This is a genomic window from Streptomyces sp. CA-179760, assembly GCF_050937045.1.
Lineage (GTDB): Bacteria > Actinomycetota > Actinomycetes > Streptomycetales > Streptomycetaceae > Streptomyces.
The window spans coordinates 7,567,268-7,586,946 of the sequence record NZ_JBNJLZ010000001.1 but is presented as its reverse complement, the minus strand read 5'-3'; the positions used below and the strand labels follow the sequence as shown (position 1 = coordinate 7,586,946).

Genomic DNA, 19,679 nt, shown 5'->3' with positions numbered 1-19,679 from the left:
TCCGGAATGCGCCACTCGTCCGGGCGACGCGCGGCGCACCTGGCGCGGGCGATGACACGAACGGCGGCGGGGCGGGTACGTACGGGTCATGACACCTGAGCGACCTGACCCGGTGGTGCCCACGGCCACGTACCGGCTGCAGCTGCAGCCCGACTTCCCCTTCGGGGCCGCGGCGGCCGTGGTGCCGTACCTGGCCTCGCTCGGCGTCTCGCATCTGCACCTGTCCCCCGTCCTGGAGGCCGTGCCGGGCTCGACGCACGGCTATGACGTCGTCGACCACGCGCGCGTGCGTGAGGAGCTGGGCGGCGAGGAGGGGCTGCGGGCGCTGGCCCGCACGGCGCGTGAGCACGGGCTCGGCCTGGTGGTGGACATCGTCCCGAACCACATGGCCATGGCCCCGCGCCACAACCGCGCCCTGTGGGAGGTGCTGCGCGAGGGCCCCAAGTCGCCGTACGCGCGCTGGTTCGACGTCGACTGGGAGACGCAGGACGGCCAGGTGCTGCTGCCGGTGCTCGGCGGGCCGCTGGGCGAGGTGCTCGGGGAGTTGCGCGTCGACGGTGACGTCCTGCGCTACTACGACCACGTGTTCCCGCTGCGCGAGGGCACCGGGGACCTGCCACTGCCACATCTGCTGGACGCGCAGTGGTACCGCCCGGTGTGGTGGCGGCTGGCCCGGACCGAGCTCAACTACCGGCGGTTCTTCAGCATCTCGGAGCTGATCGGAGTGCGGGTGGAGGACCCCGAGGTGTTCGAGGCCACCCACGGCAAGATCCTCGAGCTGCTCCACGAGGGCGTGATCGACGGGCTGCGCGTCGACCATCCCGACGGGCTCGCCGACCCCGACGGCTACCTCGGGCGGCTGCACGAGGCGACGGGGGGCCGCTGGACGGTCGTGGAGAAGATCCTGGCCGACGGCGAGCGGCTGCCGGCCTCCTGGCCCGTCGCGGGGACCACCGGCTACGACGCCCTGCGGCACGTGGACGGGCTCTTCACGGACCCGGCCGGGTTCGGGGACCTCCTCGGGCAGTACCGGCGGTTCGCGGCCCCGCAGACGGACCGGGGCGGGCAGTGGGAGGCGACGGTGCGGCGGGCGGCGTACAAGGTCCTCACGCACGAGCTGGCGACGGAGATGGACCGGCTGACCCGGGTGGCGGCCCGGCTGTGCGCGACCTCGCCAGAGCCGGCCCTGCGCGACCGCGCGCCCTGGGCGCTGCGCACCGCGCTGCAGGAACTGCTGGTCCGTCTGGAGGTCTACCGGCCCTACGAGTCGGCCGACGCCGCGTCCGTGGTCACCGAGGAGGCCGCGGCCGAGGCCCGGCAGGCCTTCGCCGTGCCCGAGGAGGCCGGTGCGGTGGACGTCGTACGGGACCTGGTGCTGGGGCGGTACGGCGACGGGCCCGCGCAGGTGGAGTTCCGGACCCGGTTCGCGCAGACCTCGTCGGCGCTGCGGGCGAAGTCCGTGGAGGACACGGCGTTCTACCGGTACGTGCCGTTGCTGTCGGCGACCGAGGTGGGTGGCAATCCGGGCGCTCCCGCGCTGTCGCCGGAGGAGTTCCACGCGTACTGCGCGCGCGTGCAGCGCGACTGGCCGGTGAGCGGGACGGTCGCCTCGACCCATGACACCAAGCGCAGCGGCGACGTCCGGGCGGCGCTGAACGTGCTCACCGAGTGCCCGGACCGCTGGGCGGACGTCCTCGCCGAGGTGACCCGCACCGGCGAGGGCGTGCCGGACGCGCAACTGGCGTGGGCGGCCTGGCAGACGGTGTTCGGACTGGGCCCGGAGCCGGGGTCACCGGAGCGGGTGCAGGGGGCGTTGCTGAAGCATGTCCGCGAGGCGGGCCTGTACACGAGTTGGACCGAGCAGGAGCCGCCGTACGAGGAGGCGGTGGCGCGCTTCGTGGCGGCCGGGCCGTGCGGGGCACCGGCCGAGCGGATGGCGGCATTCCGGGAGGCCCTGGAGCCGCACGTCCGGGCGAACGTGCTGGGCGCGGCCCTGGTCCAGCTGACGATGCCGGGCGTTCCGGACGTCTACCAGGGCACGGAGGCCGAGTACCGGGCGCTGGTCGACCCCGACAACCGGCGGGCGGTGGGCTTCCCGCCCGAGGAGACGGGCGGGACGTCCCGGGAGAAGTCCGCGGTGACGCGGGCGGCGCTGGGGCTGCGGGGGCGGCGTTCGGACGCCTTCGGCGACACGGCGACGTACATGCCGCTCCAGGCTGAGGGCACCGCGGCGGCGCACTGTGCGGCGTTCGTGCGCTCGGGCGAGGTGCTCACGGCCGTGACGCGGCTGTCGCTGCGGCTTGCCGAGGCGGGCGGCTGGCGGGACACCGGGCTGCCACTGCCGCCGGGGCGCTGGGCGGATGTGCTGGAGCCGGGGCGGGAGTTCACGGGGCACGCACGCGTGGAGGAGCTCTTCGCGGGGCTGCCGGTGGCCTTGCTGGAGCGGGTGGGCGATTGAGACCGGACGAATCGCGGCCGGGGCACGACAAGGGGGCGCGCCGGGCACGGCAAGCCGGTGTGCACCAGCGCGGTACCCATGCGTGGCCGCGTACGGCAAGCGGGGGCGCCGGACGGGAAGCTCTTCGCAGGGCTGCCGGTGACCTTGCTGGAGCGGGTAGGCGATTGAGACCGGACGAATCGCGGCCGGGGCACGACAAGGGGGCGCGCCGGGCACGGCAAGCCCGTGTGCACGCAGCGCGGTACCCATGCGTGGCCGCGTACGGCAAGCGGGGGCGCCGGACGGGAAGCTCTTCGCAGGGCTGCCGGTGACCTTGCTGGAGCGGGTAGGCCGTTGAGGCCGGGCGGATCGCGGCCGAGCGCGGCGGCGCGGTACACACGCGTGGCCGGACACTGGGGCGACGCCGGACGCGCGCTGATCGCGCGGCGGCGCACGCGCGTGCCTGAGTAGCGGAGTACGCGGACGGTGCAGCTCGTGTCTGCCCGCGCATGCCCCGCCCCCAGCGCCCTGCTCAGGCGATCACGGGACTGGCCTCGGGGCAGTCCTCGTACGCTCGCAGCGGTGCGGCGGGAGCCACGCGCGGGTGGGGCCATGCCGAGCGCAGCAGGTCGATGAAGGCCGCTGCCGCGCCGGTCGGTGGTACGCGGGAGAACACCGTCAGCGTGCGCTTCCACGGCGGTTCGTGGGCCAGGACTGCGCAGTCCTCACCGACCGCGTCGCGTACGAGGTGGGAGGGCACGGCGCAGACACCGACCCCGGCGGCGGCCATCCGTACCGCCGTGGAGCTGTGCTCGGTGAACACGGCGGTGCGCGGGGTGAACCCGGCCCGGCCGCAGGCCCAGTCGAGGAAACGCTCGCCCTGGACGACGGGTTCCATGGCGCAGCGCACCCAGGGCCGGTCGGCGAGTTCGGGCAGCGTCACCGTCGTCCGGCCGGCGAAGCGGTCGTCGAAGGGCACGACCAGGACGATGTCCTCCTCGCCGACCGCCACGACGGTGCCGGGCCAGTCGGCGGGTGCCGGCCCGACGGCGAGGTCGGCCGTGCCCCGCTCGACCTGTTCCTCCAGAGCCTCGGAGGAGGCGTACTCGTGCAGGTGCAGCAGCACGCGCGGGTGGGTGGCCCGCCAGCGGGCGAAGACGTCCGGGAGGACGCCGACCGCGACGGAGTGGACGGCGGCGATGTGCAGTTCGCCGCCCTCGGCGCCGGCGGCGGCGCGGGCCGCGCGGCGGGCCTGGGCGGCGCTGCGCACGGCGAGCTCGGCGTGCGGCAGGAAGGCCCGCCCCATCGGCGTCAGGCGGGCGCCGCGCGGCAGGCGCTCCAGGAGCGCGCCGCCGACCGAGTGTTCCAGGGCCTTGATCTGGTGGGAGAGCGCGGGCTGCGACACGTGCAGCAGCTCGGCCGCGCGGGTGAAGGACGCCTCTTCGACGACGGTCAGGAAGTACTCCATCTGCCGCAGGCTCAAGACCCCTCCCATAAACGCCCTGCATCGGTTCCACAAGAACATTGCCTTGGACGCATGGCAAGGGGCGGGCGGAGGCTGAGGACATGAACTCATCGGACGTCAGCTCATCGGATGTCATCGTCATCGGCGGCGGCACCGGCGGTTACAGCACCGCCCTGCGTGCCGCCGCTCTCGGTCTCGACGTCGTGCTCGTCGAGCGGGACAAGGTCGGCGGGACGTGTCTGCACCGCGGCTGCGTCCCGAGCAAGGCGATGCTGCACGCGGCCGAACTCGTCGACGGTATCGCCGAGGCACGCGAGCGCTGGGGGTGAAGGCGACCCTGGACGCCGTCGACTGGCCGGCGCTGGTGGCCACGCGCGACGACATCGTGGCCCGCAACCACCGGGGCGTGGAAGCCCATCTCGCGCATGCGGGCGTACGGGTGGTGAGGGGCAGCGCCCGGCTGACGGGGCCGCGTTCCGTGCGAGTGGAAGGCGCTGCCGCCGGACAGGGCGCGCAGGACTTGGCCGCCCGCCGCGGCATCGTGCTCGCGACCGGCTCACGCCCGCGCGCGCTCCCAGGGCTCGAGCCGGACGGCCGGCGCGTGGTGACCAGCGACGACGCCCTCTTCGCGCCCGGGCTCCCGGCGTCCGTGCTGGTGCTCGGGGGCGGCGCGATCGGCGTGGAGTACGCCTCGTTCCACCGTTCCCTGGGCGCGGAGGTCACCCTGGTCGAGGCCGCCGGCCGGATCGTCCCGCTGGAGGACGCCGACGTCAGCCGTCATCTGACCCGCGGTCTGAAGAAGCGCGGCATCGACGTCCGGGCCGGCGCCCGGCTCCTGGACGCCGAGGTCCTCGACGACGGCGTACGCGCACGCGTGCGCACCGCCCGGGGCGAGACCGTGACGGTCGAGGCGGAGCGGCTGCTGGTCGCGGTCGGGCGGGTTCCGGTCACCGACGGCCTGGACGTGGCCGCAGCGGGCCTCACCCCGGACGAGCGGGGCTTCGTCGTGCCGGCCGACTGGGACCGGCTGGAGACGGCCGTGCCCGGCGTCCACGTCGTGGGCGACCTGCTGCCGCCGCCGTCGCCCGGGCTGGCCCACGCGTCCTTCACGGAAGGGTTGCTGGTGGCCGAGACGCTGGCCGGTGTGCCGTCCCCTCCCGTGGACTACGCGGCCGTGCCCCGGGTCACGTACTCGTCGCCGCAGACCGCGGCCGTGGGACTGAGCGAGGCCGAGGCACACGCGCGTGGACACGACGTGGTGGCGAACAGCATGCCGCTGACCGCCGTCGCGAAGGGCATGGTGCACGGGCAGGGCGGCATCGTGAAAGTCGTCACCGAGGCGGGCGGCGGGCGCGTGCTGGGCGTGCACCTGGTGGGACCGCACGTGTCGGAAATGATCGCCGAGAGCCAGCTGATCGTGGGCTGGGAGGCCGAACCGTCCGACGTGGCCCGGCACCTCCACCCGCACCCCAGCCTGTCGGAGGCCGTCGGCGAGGTGTTCCTGACCCTGGCCGGACGCGGGCTCCACCAGCAATGACACCGCGCCGGTGACGCCACGCCCTCAGCAAGGGCCACACACCGTTCACGGCGCCCGCCGCACACCCGCCGTCCGTGCTTCCGGGCGCCCCCTGGAGGCTCCCCGGCCGTGCTCTTGACACCGCACCATGGCCGTGGGGTACTGCGATGGCGAACTCGGGCGGATGTGACGGGGGTGAGTGTCCTGCCGGAGCTGCGCTACCCGACGGTGACCGAACTGGTCTCTGCTGCCCGGGCGTTGACCGCTCACCGCCCCGGAGCGTGCACCCTGCGGCAGGTGGGTGCCTCGCGGGCCGGCAGACCTCTGCACCTGCTGTCCGTGGGCCGCGCCCGCCGAGCCGTACTGGTGGTCGCCGGCGCCCACGCCAACGAGCCGACCGGCTCCTGCACCCTGCTCGCGCTCGCCCGGCGGGTGCTGGCAGAGCGGGAGTTGCGGGACGGCATGTCCTGGCACTTCCTGCTGTGCGCGGACCCCGACGGGGCGAGCCTGCATGTGACGCCGGCGCCGCGCAGCCTGTTCGACTACCACCTCGGCTTCTTCCGTCCCGCGGGTCCGGAACAGCCGGAGTGGGCGCCGTCCGTGCTGCCGCCCGACCGGCTGCCGCCCGAGACCAGGGCCCTGACCGGCGTCATCGACGAGCTGCGGCCCTACCTCCAGGTGACCCTGCACGGCACGGATCTGGGCGGCAGCTGGGTGCAGCTGACGAAGGACGTGCCCGGACTGGCCGAGCCGTTCGCCAAGTCCGCGGCGGAGCTGCACATCCCGGTGGAGACCGGCGCCTCGGACGCCGCGGGCTGGCCCGCCTCCGGACCGGGGGTGCACGTGATGCCCGCGCCGGGGATCGGCCCGGCGTACCCGAGCCTGCCGGACGACGCACGGCACAGCACCTGGTTCCACGCCCATCGGTACGGCGGTCTGACCGCGGTGGTGGAGGTGCCGATGTGGGCGAGCGACCTGGTGGACGACCCGGCTCCGCATCCGGCTCCGGCGGCGGCGATCGGCCGGCTGGCACGCCGGCTGCAGCGCGACGCGCTGGAGGTGACGCGCGTGCTCGACGGCGCGCTGCCCCGGCTGGCGGACCTGGACGGGCCGTTGCTGCGGGCCGCCAGGTGGGGACTCGAGCTGGTGCCGGGGCTGGCCTCGGACCTGGTCCAGACCCCGCCCGCCGACCGCACCATGGCGTACGTCGGAAGCGTGGACGCTTTCGTGCGGCGGGTGCCCCTGCGGGCGGCGGCCATGCTGCTGCGGGTGCTGCGCGGGACCGACGACGGGGCGGCCAACCAGCTCGAGGAGCTCGTGGCGACCTGGAGCGACGCTTTCGCGGAACGTTTCCGTGCCCGCTGGGTGCCTTTGGAGCACCAGGTCGAGCACCAGTCCCGCACGGTGGTCGCGGCGGCGCTGCACGCGCGCGAGGGGGCGTCGTAGGCCCCTGCGGGCTTCAGTCGTGCTGCACCGGCACGGCCGCACCGGCCTCCCGCTCCGGCTCACCCGAGCCCGAACCCGGGCACGCGCGTGTGTGCCGCCCTGCCAGTTCGACGACCGAGACCACCAGGCGTGCCTGGTACTCCGCCTGACGTGCCACCGGGATCCAGCGCGCCCCACGGCCGTCGCGGTAGTCGGCGCACCACTCGTCGATCAGCCGGTCCAGCTCCGGCAGGGCCCCGGCCGGGTCGCGGCCCGCCGCCCGCACGAGCTGGTGCAGCAGCCCGGCGGTGCGCAGCACCAGCCGCCGCCCGGAGATGCGCAGGGCGGCCAGGTGGGCGGTGGTCAGGGGCGGGAGGGGGTGGGCCGCGCCACCGCCGGTCTCGGGGTCCCAGGCGTCGGCGAGGCCGGGGCAGACCAGGAGATAGTCGTCGACCGGGGCGAGCAGGCGCTCCGCGCCGGGCACGGCGGCGAGGTGCGGGCGGATCCGGGCCAGCAGGTGCCGCAGGAGCCCCGTGTCGTGGCGCAGGGCGCGGCTGACGGACCGAAGCACCGCGTCCCCGTCGGCGGGCGGGGAGCCGTCGGACACGGCTGTCACACCCCACATGGGCGCCTCGACGATCGCGGTGACGGTGCCGTGCCGCTGCGGGTGGAACCACGTCGACTCGACGGCCGCCTCCGTGATGGCCGCGGCCAGGCCGGCCCGGCGGGGCGGCGGGATCCGGTAGACGGCGGGTCCGAGGCCGGGCCAGTACAGGGCGTCGTACGCGCCGAGTTCGCGGGGGATGCCGAGCCGGGCGGCGATGTGTGCGAGGCGCGGGGCGAGGCCGGGCAGGTCGCGGGTCAGCTCGACGAAGCCGCCGCCGATGTCCACGCCGTGCAGGGAGCACTGGAGGAAGGGACGCAGCTCGTCCTGGACGTCGAGCAGGGCCCGGGTCTCGGGCAGGGCGGCGCCCGCCGCGCCGTCGGGCAGCCATTCGGGCTGTTCGAGGAAGCCGGGCCGGAAGAAGTTCCGGAAGTACCGGCCGAGGGTGTACGGGCCGGTGAGCCAGCCCTCGTTGCGGCGCAGCCCGTCCGGGTCGAGGCAGAGCAGCAGGTTCCAGGTGGCGTCGGCCCCCTCGGTGAGCCGCGCGTCGGCCAGGGCGCGCTCGGCCAGGCGCAGCACGGTGGCACCGCCCACGGGTTCGTTGGCGTGCGGGCCGGCGACGACGAGGGCCTGGCGGCTGCCGTGGCCGACGGAGAGCAGCCACAGGGGGGTGCCCGCCCGGGACGTGCCGACCCGGCGCAGGCGGGCGTCACGGGGGTGGCGGGCGACGAGGGCGGCGGCCCGTGCGCCCAGTTCGTCGACGGTCGGGTAGCGCGGGAGGGGCGGCAGGGCACACCTCCCCCATGCGGTGCCGTCGGTTCACCAGGTGTAGCTGGCGTACGCACAGTGAGTCACGACTTCAGGGGTACGTCAACACCATGGACGGCAACGGGATTTGAGCCACCCCTGGCAGACCGACGGCCGACAACTCCCAGGCCGGCGCCGGGGCGTGCCTCGGTTTCAGGTCAGCCGGACGCCGGCCGGACTCCGGTCAGCCGGAACGTCATCTGCCCGAAGCCGACCTGGTCGCCCTCGCGGACGAGGGCCGCGCCGACGACCCGCCGGCCGTTCACGGTCGTGCCGTTGGTGGAGCCGAGGTCGCGCAGGACCCACATGCCGCCCTGGTGGCGGAGTTCGGCGTGCACACGGGAGACGGTCTCGTGGTTGAGGCGCAGCCCGCTGGCGGGGTCGCGGCCTATACGCAGCGGATGGCCGTGCGCCGGGTGGGGCAGCAGCAGTTTGGGCAGCCGCTCGGCCTGCCAGGCCCGGCGCAGCCGCACGGTGAACCCGGAGACCGCCTCGACGGTGCCGAACACCATCCGGGACAACCGGCTCTCCGTGGGCAGGTCGGCGGTGAGCACGGCGAGCTCGTCCGGGCGGCGGGCGGCCAGCGCCAGCTCCATGCGGCGGACGAACGTGTCGTGGGACAGGCGGCCCATGGCGACGCCGTCACGGAGCACCTTCAGCGCCCTGTCGCGCTCCACGTCGGAGAGCCGCGCGGGGTACGTGTTGAACTCGAAGGACGACGTCACGCTGGTGATTGTCGGGCAGCGCGGCCGGGCTGTCCAGAAAACGGGAAAACGGCCGCCACGCGCGCGTACCCGGCGACACCGGCCGCAAAAGGGAGGATGCGCCAGCGGATTGATCTCTTTTGACGCACCATGGACGGGCTACATCACGGTGAGCAGACGAAGGGGAACCGTCCGTGCAGTTCGAGGTGTGGGCACCACAGGCCGGCCGGGTGACGCTCCGGTGCGACGACGTCACGAGCTCGTTGGAGCGCGATCCGGAACGGCCGGGGTGGTGGCGGGGCGAGGCCGAGGCGCGCGACGGGTCCCGGTACGGCTTCGCGCTGGACGACGGGCCCGTGCTGCCCGATCCGCGCTCGCGGCGGCAGCCGGACGGCCCGGACGGGCTGAGCGCGGTCGTGGACCACGAGCGGTACGCGTGGCGCGCGCGGTGGCCGGGGCGGCCGCTGCCCGGCGCGGTGCTGTACGAGCTGCACGTGGGGACGTACACGCGCGAGGGCACCCTGGACGCCGCGGCCGGCCGGCTCGGCCATCTCGCCGAACTGGGCGTCACACATGTGCAGCTGATGCCGCTGTGCCCCTTCCCGGGCACGCACGGCTGGGGGTACGAGGGCGTGTCGCTGTGGGCGGTGCACGAGCCGTACGGCGGGCCCGAGGCGCTGAAACGCTTCGTCGACCGGGCCCATGAACTCGGCCTGGGCGTGGTCCTCGACGTGGTGCACAACCACTTCGGTCCGTCCGGCAACTACCTGCCCGTCTTCGGGCCGTACCTCACGGACACGCATCACACGCCGTGGGGCGCCGCGGTGAATCTGGACGCGCCCGGCTCGGACGAGGTGCGCGCGTTCCTCGTCGGCAGCGCGCTGGCGTGGCTGCGCGACTACCGGATCGACGGGCTGCGCCTGGACGCGGTGCACGCTCTGGTGGACACCCGCGCGCGGCACTTCCTGGAGGAACTGTCGTCGGCCGTCGACGCTTTGGCCGCCGAGGTGGACCGGCCGCTGTTCCTGGTCGCCGAGTCGGATCTGAACGACCCGCGGCTCATCACGTCCCGCGCCGCGGGCGGCCTAGGGCTGCACGCGCAGTGGAACGACGACTTCCACCACGCCCTGCACACCACGCTGACCGGCGAGTCGCAGGGCTACTACGCCGACTTCGCGCGCGCCGGGCTCGGCGGGCTCGCCAAGACCCTCAGCGGCGGCTGGTTCCACGACGGGACGTACTCGAGCTTCCGCGAGCGGCACCACGGGCGCCCGCTGGACCGCACGCGCGTGGCCGGGCACCGGCTCCTCGGCTACAGCCAGACCCACGACCAGGTGGGCAACCGCGCCCAAGGGGACCGGCTTTCGGCCCTGCTCTCCCCCGGGCTGCTGGCCTGTGCGGCGACGCTGACGCTGACGGCGCCGTTCACGCCGATGCTCTTCATGGGCGAGGAGTGGGCGGCCGGCACGCCCTGGCAGTTCTTCACCGACCACACCGACCCGGAGCTCGCGGACGCCGTACGGCGGGGCAGGCGGCGGGAGTTCGCGGCGCACGGCTGGAAGGAGGAGGACGTGCCCGACCCGCAGGACCCGGCGACCCGGGACCGCTCCTGCCTCGACTGGTCGGAACCGGAACGCGAGCCCCACGCGCGCGTGCTGGCGTGGTACCGGCGGCTCCTCGCCCTGCGCCACGAGCAGCCCGATCTGACCGACCCCGACCTCGCCGACACCAAGGTGGCCTGCGACGAGCAGCGCCGCTGGATCGCCTTCCGGCGCGGGGACGTCCTGGTGGCGGTGAACCTGGCGCCGGAACCGGCGGCGCTGTCGCTCGGCGTGCCGCACGCGCGTGTGCTGGCCGCGTGGGAGCCGGTCGAGACGCCCGACGCCGACGGGGTGGTGCGGCTGCCCGGGGAGTCGGGCGTGGTGCTGTTGCAGGGGTGACGCATCCGCCACGGCGCCCGGCTACAGGGCGTCGTCGTCCGTCTCGCGCAGGTCCGTCACGCGTTCCAGCAGGATCGGCTCCCAGGCGTGGCGCAGTCGCGTCCGCGACACGGCGAGCCGGCCCGCGTCGCCGCCCTTGAGGGCCTCGGCGAGGTGGACGACGGTGTCGCAGCGGGCGAGCCACAGGCCACGCAGACAGGGCCGGGCACCGTAGCCGGCGAGGGTGGCGGCGCGTACGGCGGCGGGTGAGCCGACGGCGAGCGCGAGGCCCGCGATGTCCTCGGCCGGGTCGCCGACGACCGCGCCGGCCCAGCCGAGGACTCCGCGCACCCGGCCGTCGGCGCTGACCACGAGGTGGCCGCCGGTGAGGGCGTGGTGGGTGAGGACCGCCGAGCCGGGCTGGGCGGCGAGCTGGGCCGCGGCGGCCTGCGTGAGCTGGTGCAGTCGTACAGAGTCGAACTCGTCGGCGTCGGCGCGGTGTTCGGCGGCGCGTACGGCGGCCCGGCGCAGCGCCTCCAGGGAGCGTGGCGCGGCGCGCGGCACACCGAGGGTCTCGGCCTGCCGGACCGGCACCTCGCGCAGCCCGGTGAGCAGCGCCGCGAGGTCGGCCTCGCCGACGGCGGACACGTCGTGCTCCTGCCCCGAGCCGCCCGGCACCTTCGTGTCCAGCGTGTAGGTCAGCCCGGCCGCCCACTCGCCGTGCGCCACGCTGGCCGGCACCGCCACCGGGATGTGCGGGCGGACGAGATCGCGCAGGCGCAGTTCGCGGCGCTGGCGCACGGTGGCCTCGCGGTCGGGGGCGAGTCGCAGCACATGGCGGGTGCCGACCCACCAGGTGGCGGGTTCCGCGCCCTGGGTGGCGGGCCGGACGTCGGGGCCGGTGCCTTCCTTGCCCCGCTTGGTCTCCTTGCCGTCCTTGAGGAGGGACAGGACCAGCTTGCGGACGGTGTCCGCGGTGGGTGTCGGTGCCTGGGTCATGGTCGCGCCGTTGCCGTTCGGGAGGCGTGGTGGGGACATGGTGGCGTCACTCCACTATGACCAGCTCGCGGGAGGTGGTGTTCAGGCGCCGCCCGCCGTCCTCGGTGACGGTCACGATGTCCTCGATGCGCACACCGAACCGGCCCGGCAGATAGATGCCGGGTTCGACGGAGAAGCACATGCCGGGCACGAGGGGCCGTTCCTCGCCCTCGATCATGTACGGCGGTTCGTGGGTGGTGACGCCGATGCCGTGTCCGGTGCGGTGGATGAAGTACTCGCCGTAGCCCGCGTCGGCGATGACAGCGCGGGCGGCCCGGTCGACGTCCTGACAGGCGGCGCCCGGTCGTACGGCGCGGAAGCCGGCCTCCTGGGCCGCGCGCACGATGTCGTGCACCCGGCGTTCCTCGTCGGTGGGTTCGCCGACATGGACGGTGCGGGAGGTGTCGGAGCCGTAGCCGTCCCGCAGGCCGCCGAAGTCGAGGACGATCATGTCGCCGCGTTCGATGACGCGGTCTCCCGCCTCGTGGTGCGGATCGGCGCCGTTCGGGCCGGAGGCGACGATGGTGAAGTCGACCTGTTCGTGTCCGTGCCGGCGCAGGTACCGGTCGAGGTCCGCGGCCACCTCGGATTCCCGGCGGCCGGCGAACGGAACGTTCCGGATCTCCTCGAACGTCGCGTCGGCGGCGGCTCCCGCTGCCGCCATGAGCTCCAGTTCGGCCGCGTCCTTGACGGCGCGCAGCATCGGCAGGGCCTCGGTGAGCGAGGCGTAGGAGCTGGCGGGCATGACCTGCCGCAGCGCCAGCAGGTGCAGGGCCCAGGCGTTGTCACTGATGCCGAACCGGCCCGAGGCGTCGAGCAGTGCGGCGGTGGCGGCGTAGGGGTCCTTGCCGTCGGTCCAGTCGCGCAGGGTCAGGGTGGGCGCGCCGGCCGCCTTGTGCGCGTCCGGGGCCTCCAGGGCGGGGACGACGAGGACGGGGTCCTGTCCGGTGGCGAGGACCAGCAGGGTGAGCCGTTCGGTCACCGCCGGGGGCGTGTATCCGGTGAGCCAGACCAGGTCCGGTCCGGGGGCCACCAGCAGGCCCGCGAGACCGGCCGCGGCGGCATCGCGTGCGGCGCGCTCCATGCGGGCCCTGTAGTCGTCGGCGGTGAAGGACGCGGCCGTGCTTCCGGTCATCCGGGCCTCCCAGGACGGTCGAAGGGGCTACGGGCAGACATCCTGCCCGGCCGGAGGGGGCGGCGCGAGCCGTCTGCGGACTTCACCTGAGCATCTCCTCTAACGGCAGATGATTGCCCGAGCGTTAGCACTAATGCTTATATTCACTGCATCCATTAGCCGCTCGAACGAGGGGACGTACGACCGTGCTCGTACTCGCACACATCAGCGATCTGCATCTGGACGGGAGCGCGCGGGCGACGGAGCGCGCCGAGCGCGTCCGCGACCGGGTGTGGGAACTGCCGGGTCAGGTCGACGCGCTGCTGGTGACGGGGGACATCGCGGACCACGGCACGGAGCCCGAGTACGAGGAGGCGGCCCGTCTGCTGGGGCTGCGCGGCGGCGACGCCCCGTTCCCCGTGCTGACCTGCCCGGGCAACCACGACAGCCGCGCGCCCTATCGCAAGGCACTCCTGGGCCTGCCCGGGGCCGAGGGGCCGGTCAACAGCGTGCAGGTCTTCGACGACGGCGCCGTGCTGATGTGCGACTCCAGCGTCCCGGGGAGCGACGACGGGGAGCTGGACGAGGAGACGTACGACTGGATCGAGGAGACCCTCGACGAACTCGACGGTGGCCTTCCGGCCCTGCTCGCCTTCCACCACCCGCCGGTGACGCTGCACCACCCCCTGCCCGACTCCTGCCGGCTGCGTCACGCCGAGCGGCTGGCCGGCCTGCTGGCACGCCGGCCCGAGATCGCCGGCCTGATCACCGGCCACGCCCACACCCCCGCCGCCACCTCGTTCGCGGGGCGGCCGGTGATCGCCGGCCCCGGTGTGACATGGACGCTGCGGCTGCCCTGGGAGGGCGATCAGGTCGCGGACCGTCACGCGCCGCCCGGACTCGCCTTCCACGTCCTGGACGGCACGGGGCGGCTCACCAGCCACTTCCGGGTGGTCACGTGACGACGGCCGGTACGACCGTCAGCTGCTCGTAGCCACCGCTGCGGTGCCGCACCGTCAGCCTGACCTCGAAGCCGGGCCGGGCGCGGGCGACAGCCCGGGCCAGGTCGGCGGCGGTGTCGACGCGGGTCGCCCCGAAGACGAGGAGCAGGTCGCCGCGCTCCAGACCCGCCGCGTGCCCCGGGCCGGGAACATGGATCCCGACGACCAGGGCTCCCGGCTTCCCGGCGTCCATGACCTGCACACCGAGGGTCACGTCGGCGGGCACGGACACGGCGGCGGACGGCGAGGGGCCGGAGTTCGACGCCTTGCGCCACCCTCGCGGGTCGAGGACTCCGCCCGTGCCCGCCACCGTGGCACCCACGGCCCCGAGGCCGATCCCGGAGAGAACGAGGAGCGCGCCCAGGAAAGCGGCGAACAGCACCTTGACGAGCCGCCGGCCGCACCGCCGGGCGGCGCGCGGGCGCGGCCGGGCCGGACCGGCCTCGGTGGCCGGCCCCGTCGCGCCGGGTTCCTGACCGGGCATCGGCTTGGGTCGCAGCGCGGTCTGTTCCATGGCTCGCCTCCGGATGGTGCCGATCGCCTCCGGCGGACGCGGGACGATCACGGCTGGTGCTCTACCCGGCACCCCGGCACGCGACGAGCCACGAACGAGTGAGACTGACCGGCGCCGATGAGGGCCATACGCCCCGTCGAGGAGGCCGGAATCAAGGCACGGCTCGCACCGCACCCGACGTGCCGGGCGCGGTGCGAGCCGGGATCCGTCAGCCCGTGTAGCCCTCCCCGTGGCCGCCGTGGGACGGGCCGTGGTCGAACTTCAGCACCGGAGCGGGCATCACGACGAAGGGCCGCATCATGCACATGTCCTCGTGCTCCAGCAGAGGGCAGTGGTACATGAACCGGCCGTGCGCGCCGTCGAACTTCCCCATGACGCGCAGCAGCTGGTTGCCGGGCACCCGGAAGACGTCCTTCCAGCCGCGCTCGTTGGGCGCGAGCGGGATGCGTGTGCCCGCGTCGTACCGGATGGGCGTCCGCGTGCCGCCCACCTCCGGGTCGAAGCCCGAGACGTCGTAGGCATCGCGGCCGAGGAGCTGGAAGTCGGCCAGGTGGATGTGCATGGGGTGCACGATGGGCGCGAGGTTGAGGAAGCTCCACTGCTCGTGGCTGCCCTCGGCGATGGTGTAGCCGAGGGCGTCGTCGAACGTCCGTGCCGTGCGCCGGTAGGTCCTGGTCCCGCCGTCCGGGCCGGTGACAGAAACCCCCGTGTGGTGCGTTGTCTGTTCACCTCACACAGGAAGACCCCCGGCACGCCGCCGGGGGTTCCGTGATGCCCCGTTCCGAATCGATCCGGCCTGAAAACGCCGGCTCAGCCGAGAGCGTGCACGGGCACGGCGGGGGCCCGGTCCGGGAGGAAGCCGTGGGCGCGCCGGGCCAGCCAGGGGGCCTTGTAGCGGTCCACCTCGCGGTGCCAGTGCAAGATGCCCGCCAGCCAGTTCCGCAGATCCGTCACGTACTGCCCCATGACGGCCCGCGCCTCGTCCGAGAGCTGGAAGTCGTCGTACAGGACGGGCAGTTCGTGCTCGACCACGTGCTCGAACTGCCGCATGCGCTGGCTCATCAGGTCGTGCACGATGCCGAGCGCGGCCGGGTAGTCGCAGCCGAAGAAGGACTGCACGACGAGGATCGCGTTGTGGATCTCGCCCTCGTACTCGATCTCTTTCTGGTACGAGAACACGTCGTTGATCAGGCACGCGAAGTCGATCGCGGCGTTCTCCAGGGAGCGGACCGGCCCGCTGCGGTAGACCTCGGGCGGGACGGCCGGGCCGTGCCCCATCCGGCACATGCTGAGGGTGAGGTCGGAGCCGAAGGTCGCGCGGCGCATCTCCAGATAGTCGACCGGGTCGGGGACTCGGTTCTGCAGCTGGTTGGACAGCTCCCACACCCAGCTCTCGGTCATGACGTTCACCGCGTCCTTCAGGGTGCGCCGCGCCTCGGGCGTCATGTCCGCGGTGGTGCGCAGCCACAGGTCGACCAAGCCGCGCTCCATGGCGTTGACCGGGACCGGCGGCGTCTCGCCGCCGACCGGCATGCAGTCGGACAGGCGGGCCGTGGTCAGCCGGGCGGCGGCCAGGTCACGCCGGTGGCCGTAGACCAGGGGGTAGTAGTCGTCGCCGTAGGTGCCCCAGGCGAGCCACTGCGCGCTGAGGTCGAGGGCCTCGGGTGTGGCGTCGGGGTCGAGGCCCGCCGAACAGAGCGCGAGGTCGTAGGCCCTGAGTTTGTCCTCGTCCCAGACGCCCTCGGCGAGGATGCCCATGCGGTCCACCCAGTGGCGCAGGTTCCCTCGGGCGTCGTCGAGGTGCGGGCTGAGTTCCAGCGGGAACGGCATACGGATGTCGGGGATCCGGGACGGCCCGACCTTCTGGTACGGCACGTGCGTGTAGGAGCGCAGCCGCTCGACGCCGGCCGAGGCGAGCAGGGTCCGGACGTCTGCGGCGGAGGTGCCGATGCCGGAGCATCCCGGCCACGGGCTGCCGCCGCGCACCGCGTTCTCGTTCATGTAGCGGCTGGAGCGCAGATGCCACTCATGGCCGCCGGACTGCCAGTCCTGCAGCCCCTTCGTGTACGCCGCGACGGCCGCCACGTCGTTGGGGGTGAGGCCCTTGTCCAGGGCCACGGCGGGCACTTCGGTGAACGCCGTGTGCTCGAACTGGTGGAGGCGGGAGGTGAGGACGTCGTTGACGGTGTCGGCGGCCTCCTGGGTGGTGCAGCCGAAGAAGGTCTCCAGGACGAGCACGCCGTTGCTGAGCTCGCCCTCGTCCTCGACCTCCCGCTGGTACGAGAACAGGTCGTTGCGCAGGTGCACGGCGTCGGAGAACGTCTCCATCAGCACCCGCAGCGGCCTCGACCCGGCGACGGCGGCGGGCACTTCAGCGGTCGCGTACTCCACGAGCCCAGCCGACCAGGGAGCGCCGCCCACCTTGCGGCGCATCTCGATGTACTCGACGGGGTTGGAGATCCGCCCCTCGTTGATGTTGGACAGCTCCCACATGGACTCGTTCAGCAGGTGCTCGGTGGCCACGGCGAAGCGGCGGCGCCAGTCCTGCGACATCTTCGGCACGGTGCGCGCCCACAGGTCGGCGAGGCCCGCCTCGACGGGATTCTCCGGTTCCGGTACGGGAGTCGAGAGGTCCAGCGGCATGAACAGCGGCAGCCGGTCCAGATGGGCCTTGCCGGCGAGGCGGTCCTGGCTGCGCTTGTACATCTCGAGGAAGTGGTCGTCGAAGAAGAAGACCCACACGTACCAGTCGGTGATGAGGGAGAGGGCCGGGCCGTCGCAGTCGGGGTGGGTGTAGGCGCAGAGCAGGCCGTAGTCGTGCGCGTCGAGGTCGGTCTGCTCCCAGACGCCGGATCCCTCCAGCATGCCCATCTCGCGCGCCCACTCCGTCGAGTGGGCGCGGGCCTCTTCGAGGTGAGGGTTCAGCCGCGCGGGGTGCGGCATGTAGAAGTGCGGGAGTTCGAACGGCTGCGTCATGGCCGGGCCCTACCCGGCGCCCCGCAGCGGCATCCGCGGGGCGGGACATGATCACACCATCGCGTGAATCGAATGTGAACCCAGGCGGTTCGAAGACCTCTTGATCTATTTTGAGGCGTCCTGACCTAGGGCCTCCCTCACCTGGATCAGCGCGTGTGTGCCGCCGGTGCGCCAGCGCTGTTCCTCCGCCGCGACCAGTTCGGCCTCCGTACGGCTGTCGAGGCCGGTGATCACGTCGGACTTCAGGGTGCGCAGGGCGGCGACCGGGCCGGGGAAGTACGCCGTGACGTCCGTGAAGGGAGTCGTCGGGGACCAGAGCCGGTCGCCCACCAGACGGCGGTAGTTGAGGTCGCCCTTGACGATGGTGAGGGTGGCCGAGGCGAATTCGGCGCGCAGGTCGGCGGGCATCTCCGCGTACGGCAGCGGGGCGCTGGAGAAGGGATGGGCGCGCAGGACGAGGCGGCCGTCGGCCAGGGCCGACCACAGGTGCCGTCCGTAATCGGCGGCAGCTCCCCCGGCACCGGTCAGACGGCGCAGCGCGTCGACGACGTCGGCGGTGGTGGCGTCGGAGACGTAGTAGGGGTACGGCTTGACGTGCAGGACGGCCCGTCCGATGCGACCGTGGGCCAAGAGGTGGGCGATGAGCAGCAGGTCGGGCACGAGTTCGCGGCCCGCGTTGTCGGCGACCAGGCACAGGGTGCCGGTGCCGGTGCCGGTGCCGCCGAGCAGGGACCAGAGCCTGTCGCTGTCGTCGGCCACCAGACCGGGGGCGGCGTCGGCGTCCCGTGCGCCCTCGGCGGAGAGGCGGAAGCCGAGGTCGGCCCGGTTGCCCCACAGGGAGCCGTGCAGCAGGGCCTGTGCCTGTTCGGCGGCGGGCCGGTTCGCGAGGTCGTCGAGGGCGGCCAGTTCCTCGTCGGTCTCGGCGGAGTCGAGTTCGGCCAGTTTGAAGGGGCGGAAGGGGTCGATGCCCTGCCAGGGTCCCGGGCCGAACCAGCCGACGGCCTGGAGCAGCCGGCGGTAGAACCAGCTCTCGGACCACAGCCACGGCACGTCGAACCAGGAGCGGCCGGTGTACTCGCCGAGTCCCCAGGCCTCCCAGAGGTCCCGGTCGTGCGCGTCGGCGGGGAGCGGTTCGATCTCGCCCTTGGTGCAGTTGGCCAGCAGCTCGTCGAGCGCGCGGTGCTGCCCCGGTTCGTAGGGGAAGGCCTCGCGGACCTGCCGGATGATCGCGGGGTGCCGCTCGGCCAGCACGCTGTGGGGGAACGAGCCCGGCTGGTTGCCGAGGAGCACGGGCGGGGTGGGGGTGTCGGGCATGCGGCTCACCGTAGCGCGCGGGTCTCTCGTACCGGCCGGCCCCCGTCGCAGCCGAGCCCACCCGGTCAGACCGGGGCTATCTCCCGCTCCAGGCGGGCCGCCAGACTCAGATAGCGGGCGCGGCGAGTCACCGGGACCAGGCCGCGGATGAGTATGTTCCACATCTCGGCCGTCCTGCGGGGCTGGCGCGCGACGGGCTCGCGGGAGCGGCCCACGACCCGGGTGCCGACGAAGAAACAGACCAGGGAGTGGGCCACGACATCGACATCGACGTCCGGGTGGACGTCGGAGTCCTTGACCGCGCCGACGAGCCGGTTGGTGACGATGTCCAGCCATTCCGTGAAGGGGTGGCTCAGCGGCGGCCGCGGTTCGATGCCGCCGGTGGCGAGCCGCAGGCCGGCCCGCAGGACCGGGTCCTCGACGGACATGCGGGTGATGCCGAACGTGAGGCGCATCAGCGCCTCCAGTGAGGTGTGGCCGCGGTTGTCGGTCTCCGTCGCCAGCCTGCGGGCGGTGTGCGACTGGAGTTCGAGGATCGCGTGGGCGAGATCCTCCTTCGCCGCGAAGTGGAAGTACAGGGCACCCTTGGTGACCTGAGCGTGCTCCACGATGTCGCTGAGACTGGTCGATTCGTAGCCGCGACGGTCGAACAGGTCAGCGGCGGCCGTGATGATCGTCGAGCGGGTCTGCTCGGCTCGCAACTGCCTCGCCATCGGCTGGACTCTCCCGGGACAGAAATGTACGGGTCATGCCGTTTGTTTTTACCCGCCGTACACGATAACTCACCCTCAGAGGACGCTCATCACACCAGTGTGCCGGAGTGCGGGTGCACATCCGGCAAAACA

Annotated in this window: 13 protein-coding genes and 2 pseudogenes; 5 read left to right on the top strand and 10 right to left on the bottom strand. The window is 73.3% G+C overall.

Going from position 1 to position 19,679, the window contains the following annotated elements:
- Positions 1–88 precede the first annotated feature (88 nt).
- Complete coding sequence (gene treY, locus ACQEV8_RS34495) at positions 89–2,458, top strand: malto-oligosyltrehalose synthase (RefSeq protein WP_432968219.1); 2,370 nt, start codon at positions 89–91, stop codon at positions 2,456–2,458.
- Positions 2,459–2,969: 511 nt separating this feature from the next.
- On the opposite strand, the gene ACQEV8_RS34490 is transcribed toward treY, so the two are convergent.
- The gene (locus tag ACQEV8_RS34490; protein ID WP_432968216.1) at positions 2,970–3,920 is read right to left on the bottom strand and encodes a LysR family transcriptional regulator; all 951 of its coding nucleotides are present in this window, start codon (positions 3,918–3,920) and stop codon (positions 2,970–2,972) included.
- An 83-nt stretch (positions 3,921–4,003) separates the two neighbouring features.
- Here ACQEV8_RS34490 and lpdA point away from each other — a divergent pair.
- Together lpdA and ACQEV8_RS34480 are read left to right on the top strand one after the other, a co-directional pair.
- Positions 4,004–5,439, top strand: a pseudogene (gene lpdA / locus ACQEV8_RS34485) (dihydrolipoyl dehydrogenase).
- Positions 5,440–5,613: 174 nt separating this feature from the next.
- Complete coding sequence (locus ACQEV8_RS34480; RefSeq protein WP_432968213.1) at positions 5,614–6,864, top strand: M14 family zinc carboxypeptidase; 1,251 nt, start codon at positions 5,614–5,616, stop codon at positions 6,862–6,864.
- 13 nt (positions 6,865–6,877) lie between these two features.
- On the opposite strand, the gene ACQEV8_RS34475 is transcribed toward ACQEV8_RS34480, so the two are convergent.
- Positions 6,878–8,236, bottom strand: coding sequence for a M14 family zinc carboxypeptidase (locus ACQEV8_RS34475; protein ID WP_432973202.1), 1,359 nt, complete (start codon positions 8,234–8,236; stop codon positions 6,878–6,880).
- A gap of 176 nt (positions 8,237–8,412) precedes the next feature.
- Entirely contained in the window at positions 8,413–8,979 is a 567-nt protein-coding gene (locus tag ACQEV8_RS34470) for an FHA domain-containing protein (protein ID WP_432968210.1), read from the bottom strand.
- 173 nt (positions 8,980–9,152) lie between these two features.
- Between ACQEV8_RS34470 and treZ the strand changes: the two genes are divergently transcribed.
- Complete coding sequence (gene treZ / locus ACQEV8_RS34465) at positions 9,153–10,898, top strand: malto-oligosyltrehalose trehalohydrolase (protein ID WP_432968207.1); 1,746 nt, start codon at positions 9,153–9,155, stop codon at positions 10,896–10,898.
- Positions 10,899–10,919: 21 nt separating this feature from the next.
- Here the strand turns inward: treZ and ACQEV8_RS34460 are convergent, their stop codons facing one another.
- Positions 10,920–11,876, bottom strand: a complete 957-nt coding sequence (locus tag ACQEV8_RS34460; RefSeq protein ID WP_432973199.1) for an aminoglycoside phosphotransferase family protein — start codon at positions 11,874–11,876, stop codon at positions 10,920–10,922.
- Between the two features lie 46 nt (positions 11,877–11,922).
- Positions 11,923–13,050 (bottom strand): aminopeptidase P family protein, encoded by a 1,128-nt coding sequence (locus ACQEV8_RS34455; RefSeq protein WP_432968204.1) that lies wholly within the window; start codon positions 13,048–13,050, stop codon positions 11,923–11,925.
- A 185-nt stretch (positions 13,051–13,235) separates the two neighbouring features.
- Between ACQEV8_RS34455 and ACQEV8_RS34450 the strand changes: the two genes are divergently transcribed.
- Positions 13,236–13,991, top strand: coding sequence for a phosphodiesterase (locus ACQEV8_RS34450; RefSeq protein ID WP_432968201.1), 756 nt, complete (start codon positions 13,236–13,238; stop codon positions 13,989–13,991).
- Here the strand turns inward: ACQEV8_RS34450 and ACQEV8_RS34445 are convergent.
- The 5 genes and pseudogenes from ACQEV8_RS34445 to ACQEV8_RS34425 all read right to left on the bottom strand — a co-directional run bounded on the left by ACQEV8_RS34445 (position 13,984) and on the right by ACQEV8_RS34425 (position 19,547).
- A complete protein-coding gene (locus ACQEV8_RS34445; protein ID WP_432968198.1) occupies positions 13,984–14,544 on the bottom strand; it encodes a PDZ domain-containing protein in 561 nt (186 codons plus the stop codon). The two genes, ACQEV8_RS34450 and ACQEV8_RS34445, sit on opposite strands and share 8 nt — an antisense overlap.
- Positions 14,545–14,752: 208 nt before the next feature.
- Positions 14,753–15,247 (bottom strand): annotated as a pseudogene (locus ACQEV8_RS34440) (multicopper oxidase domain-containing protein); the annotation flags it as partial.
- A gap of 107 nt (positions 15,248–15,354) precedes the next feature.
- On the bottom strand, positions 15,355–17,520 hold the full coding sequence (gene cyc2, locus ACQEV8_RS34435) for a germacradienol/geosmin synthase Cyc2 (protein WP_432968195.1): 2,166 nt from the start codon (positions 17,518–17,520) through the stop codon (positions 15,355–15,357).
- Positions 17,521–17,625: 105 nt separating this feature from the next.
- Positions 17,626–18,834, bottom strand: coding sequence for a damage-control phosphatase ARMT1 family protein (locus tag ACQEV8_RS34430; protein ID WP_432968192.1), 1,209 nt, complete (start codon positions 18,832–18,834; stop codon positions 17,626–17,628).
- A gap of 65 nt (positions 18,835–18,899) precedes the next feature.
- Positions 18,900–19,547, bottom strand: coding sequence for a ScbR family autoregulator-binding transcription factor (locus ACQEV8_RS34425; protein WP_391105708.1), 648 nt, complete (start codon positions 19,545–19,547; stop codon positions 18,900–18,902).
- Positions 19,548–19,679: the final 132 nt, after the last annotated feature.

What these genes read in the sequence shown, in the direction of transcription:
- ACQEV8_RS34460 (WP_432973199.1), bottom strand. Translation starts at nt 11,876, where the DNA reads ATGACCCAGGCACCGACACCCACCGCGGACACCGTCCGCAAGCTGGTC.
- ACQEV8_RS34425 (WP_391105708.1), bottom strand. Translation starts at nt 19,547, where the DNA reads ATGGCGAGGCAGTTGCGAGCCGAGCAGACCCGCTCGACGATCATCACG.
- ACQEV8_RS34455 (WP_432968204.1), bottom strand. Translation starts at nt 13,050, where the DNA reads ATGACCGGAAGCACGGCCGCGTCCTTCACCGCCGACGACTACAGGGCC.
- ACQEV8_RS34445 (WP_432968198.1), bottom strand. Translation starts at nt 14,544, where the DNA reads ATGGAACAGACCGCGCTGCGACCCAAGCCGATGCCCGGTCAGGAACCC.
- cyc2 (WP_432968195.1), bottom strand. Translation starts at nt 17,520, where the DNA reads ATGACGCAGCCGTTCGAACTCCCGCACTTCTACATGCCGCACCCCGCG.
- ACQEV8_RS34430 (WP_432968192.1), bottom strand. Translation starts at nt 18,834, where the DNA reads ATGCCCGACACCCCCACCCCGCCCGTGCTCCTCGGCAACCAGCCGGGC.
- treY (WP_432968219.1), top strand. Translation starts at nt 89, where the DNA reads ATGACACCTGAGCGACCTGACCCGGTGGTGCCCACGGCCACGTACCGG.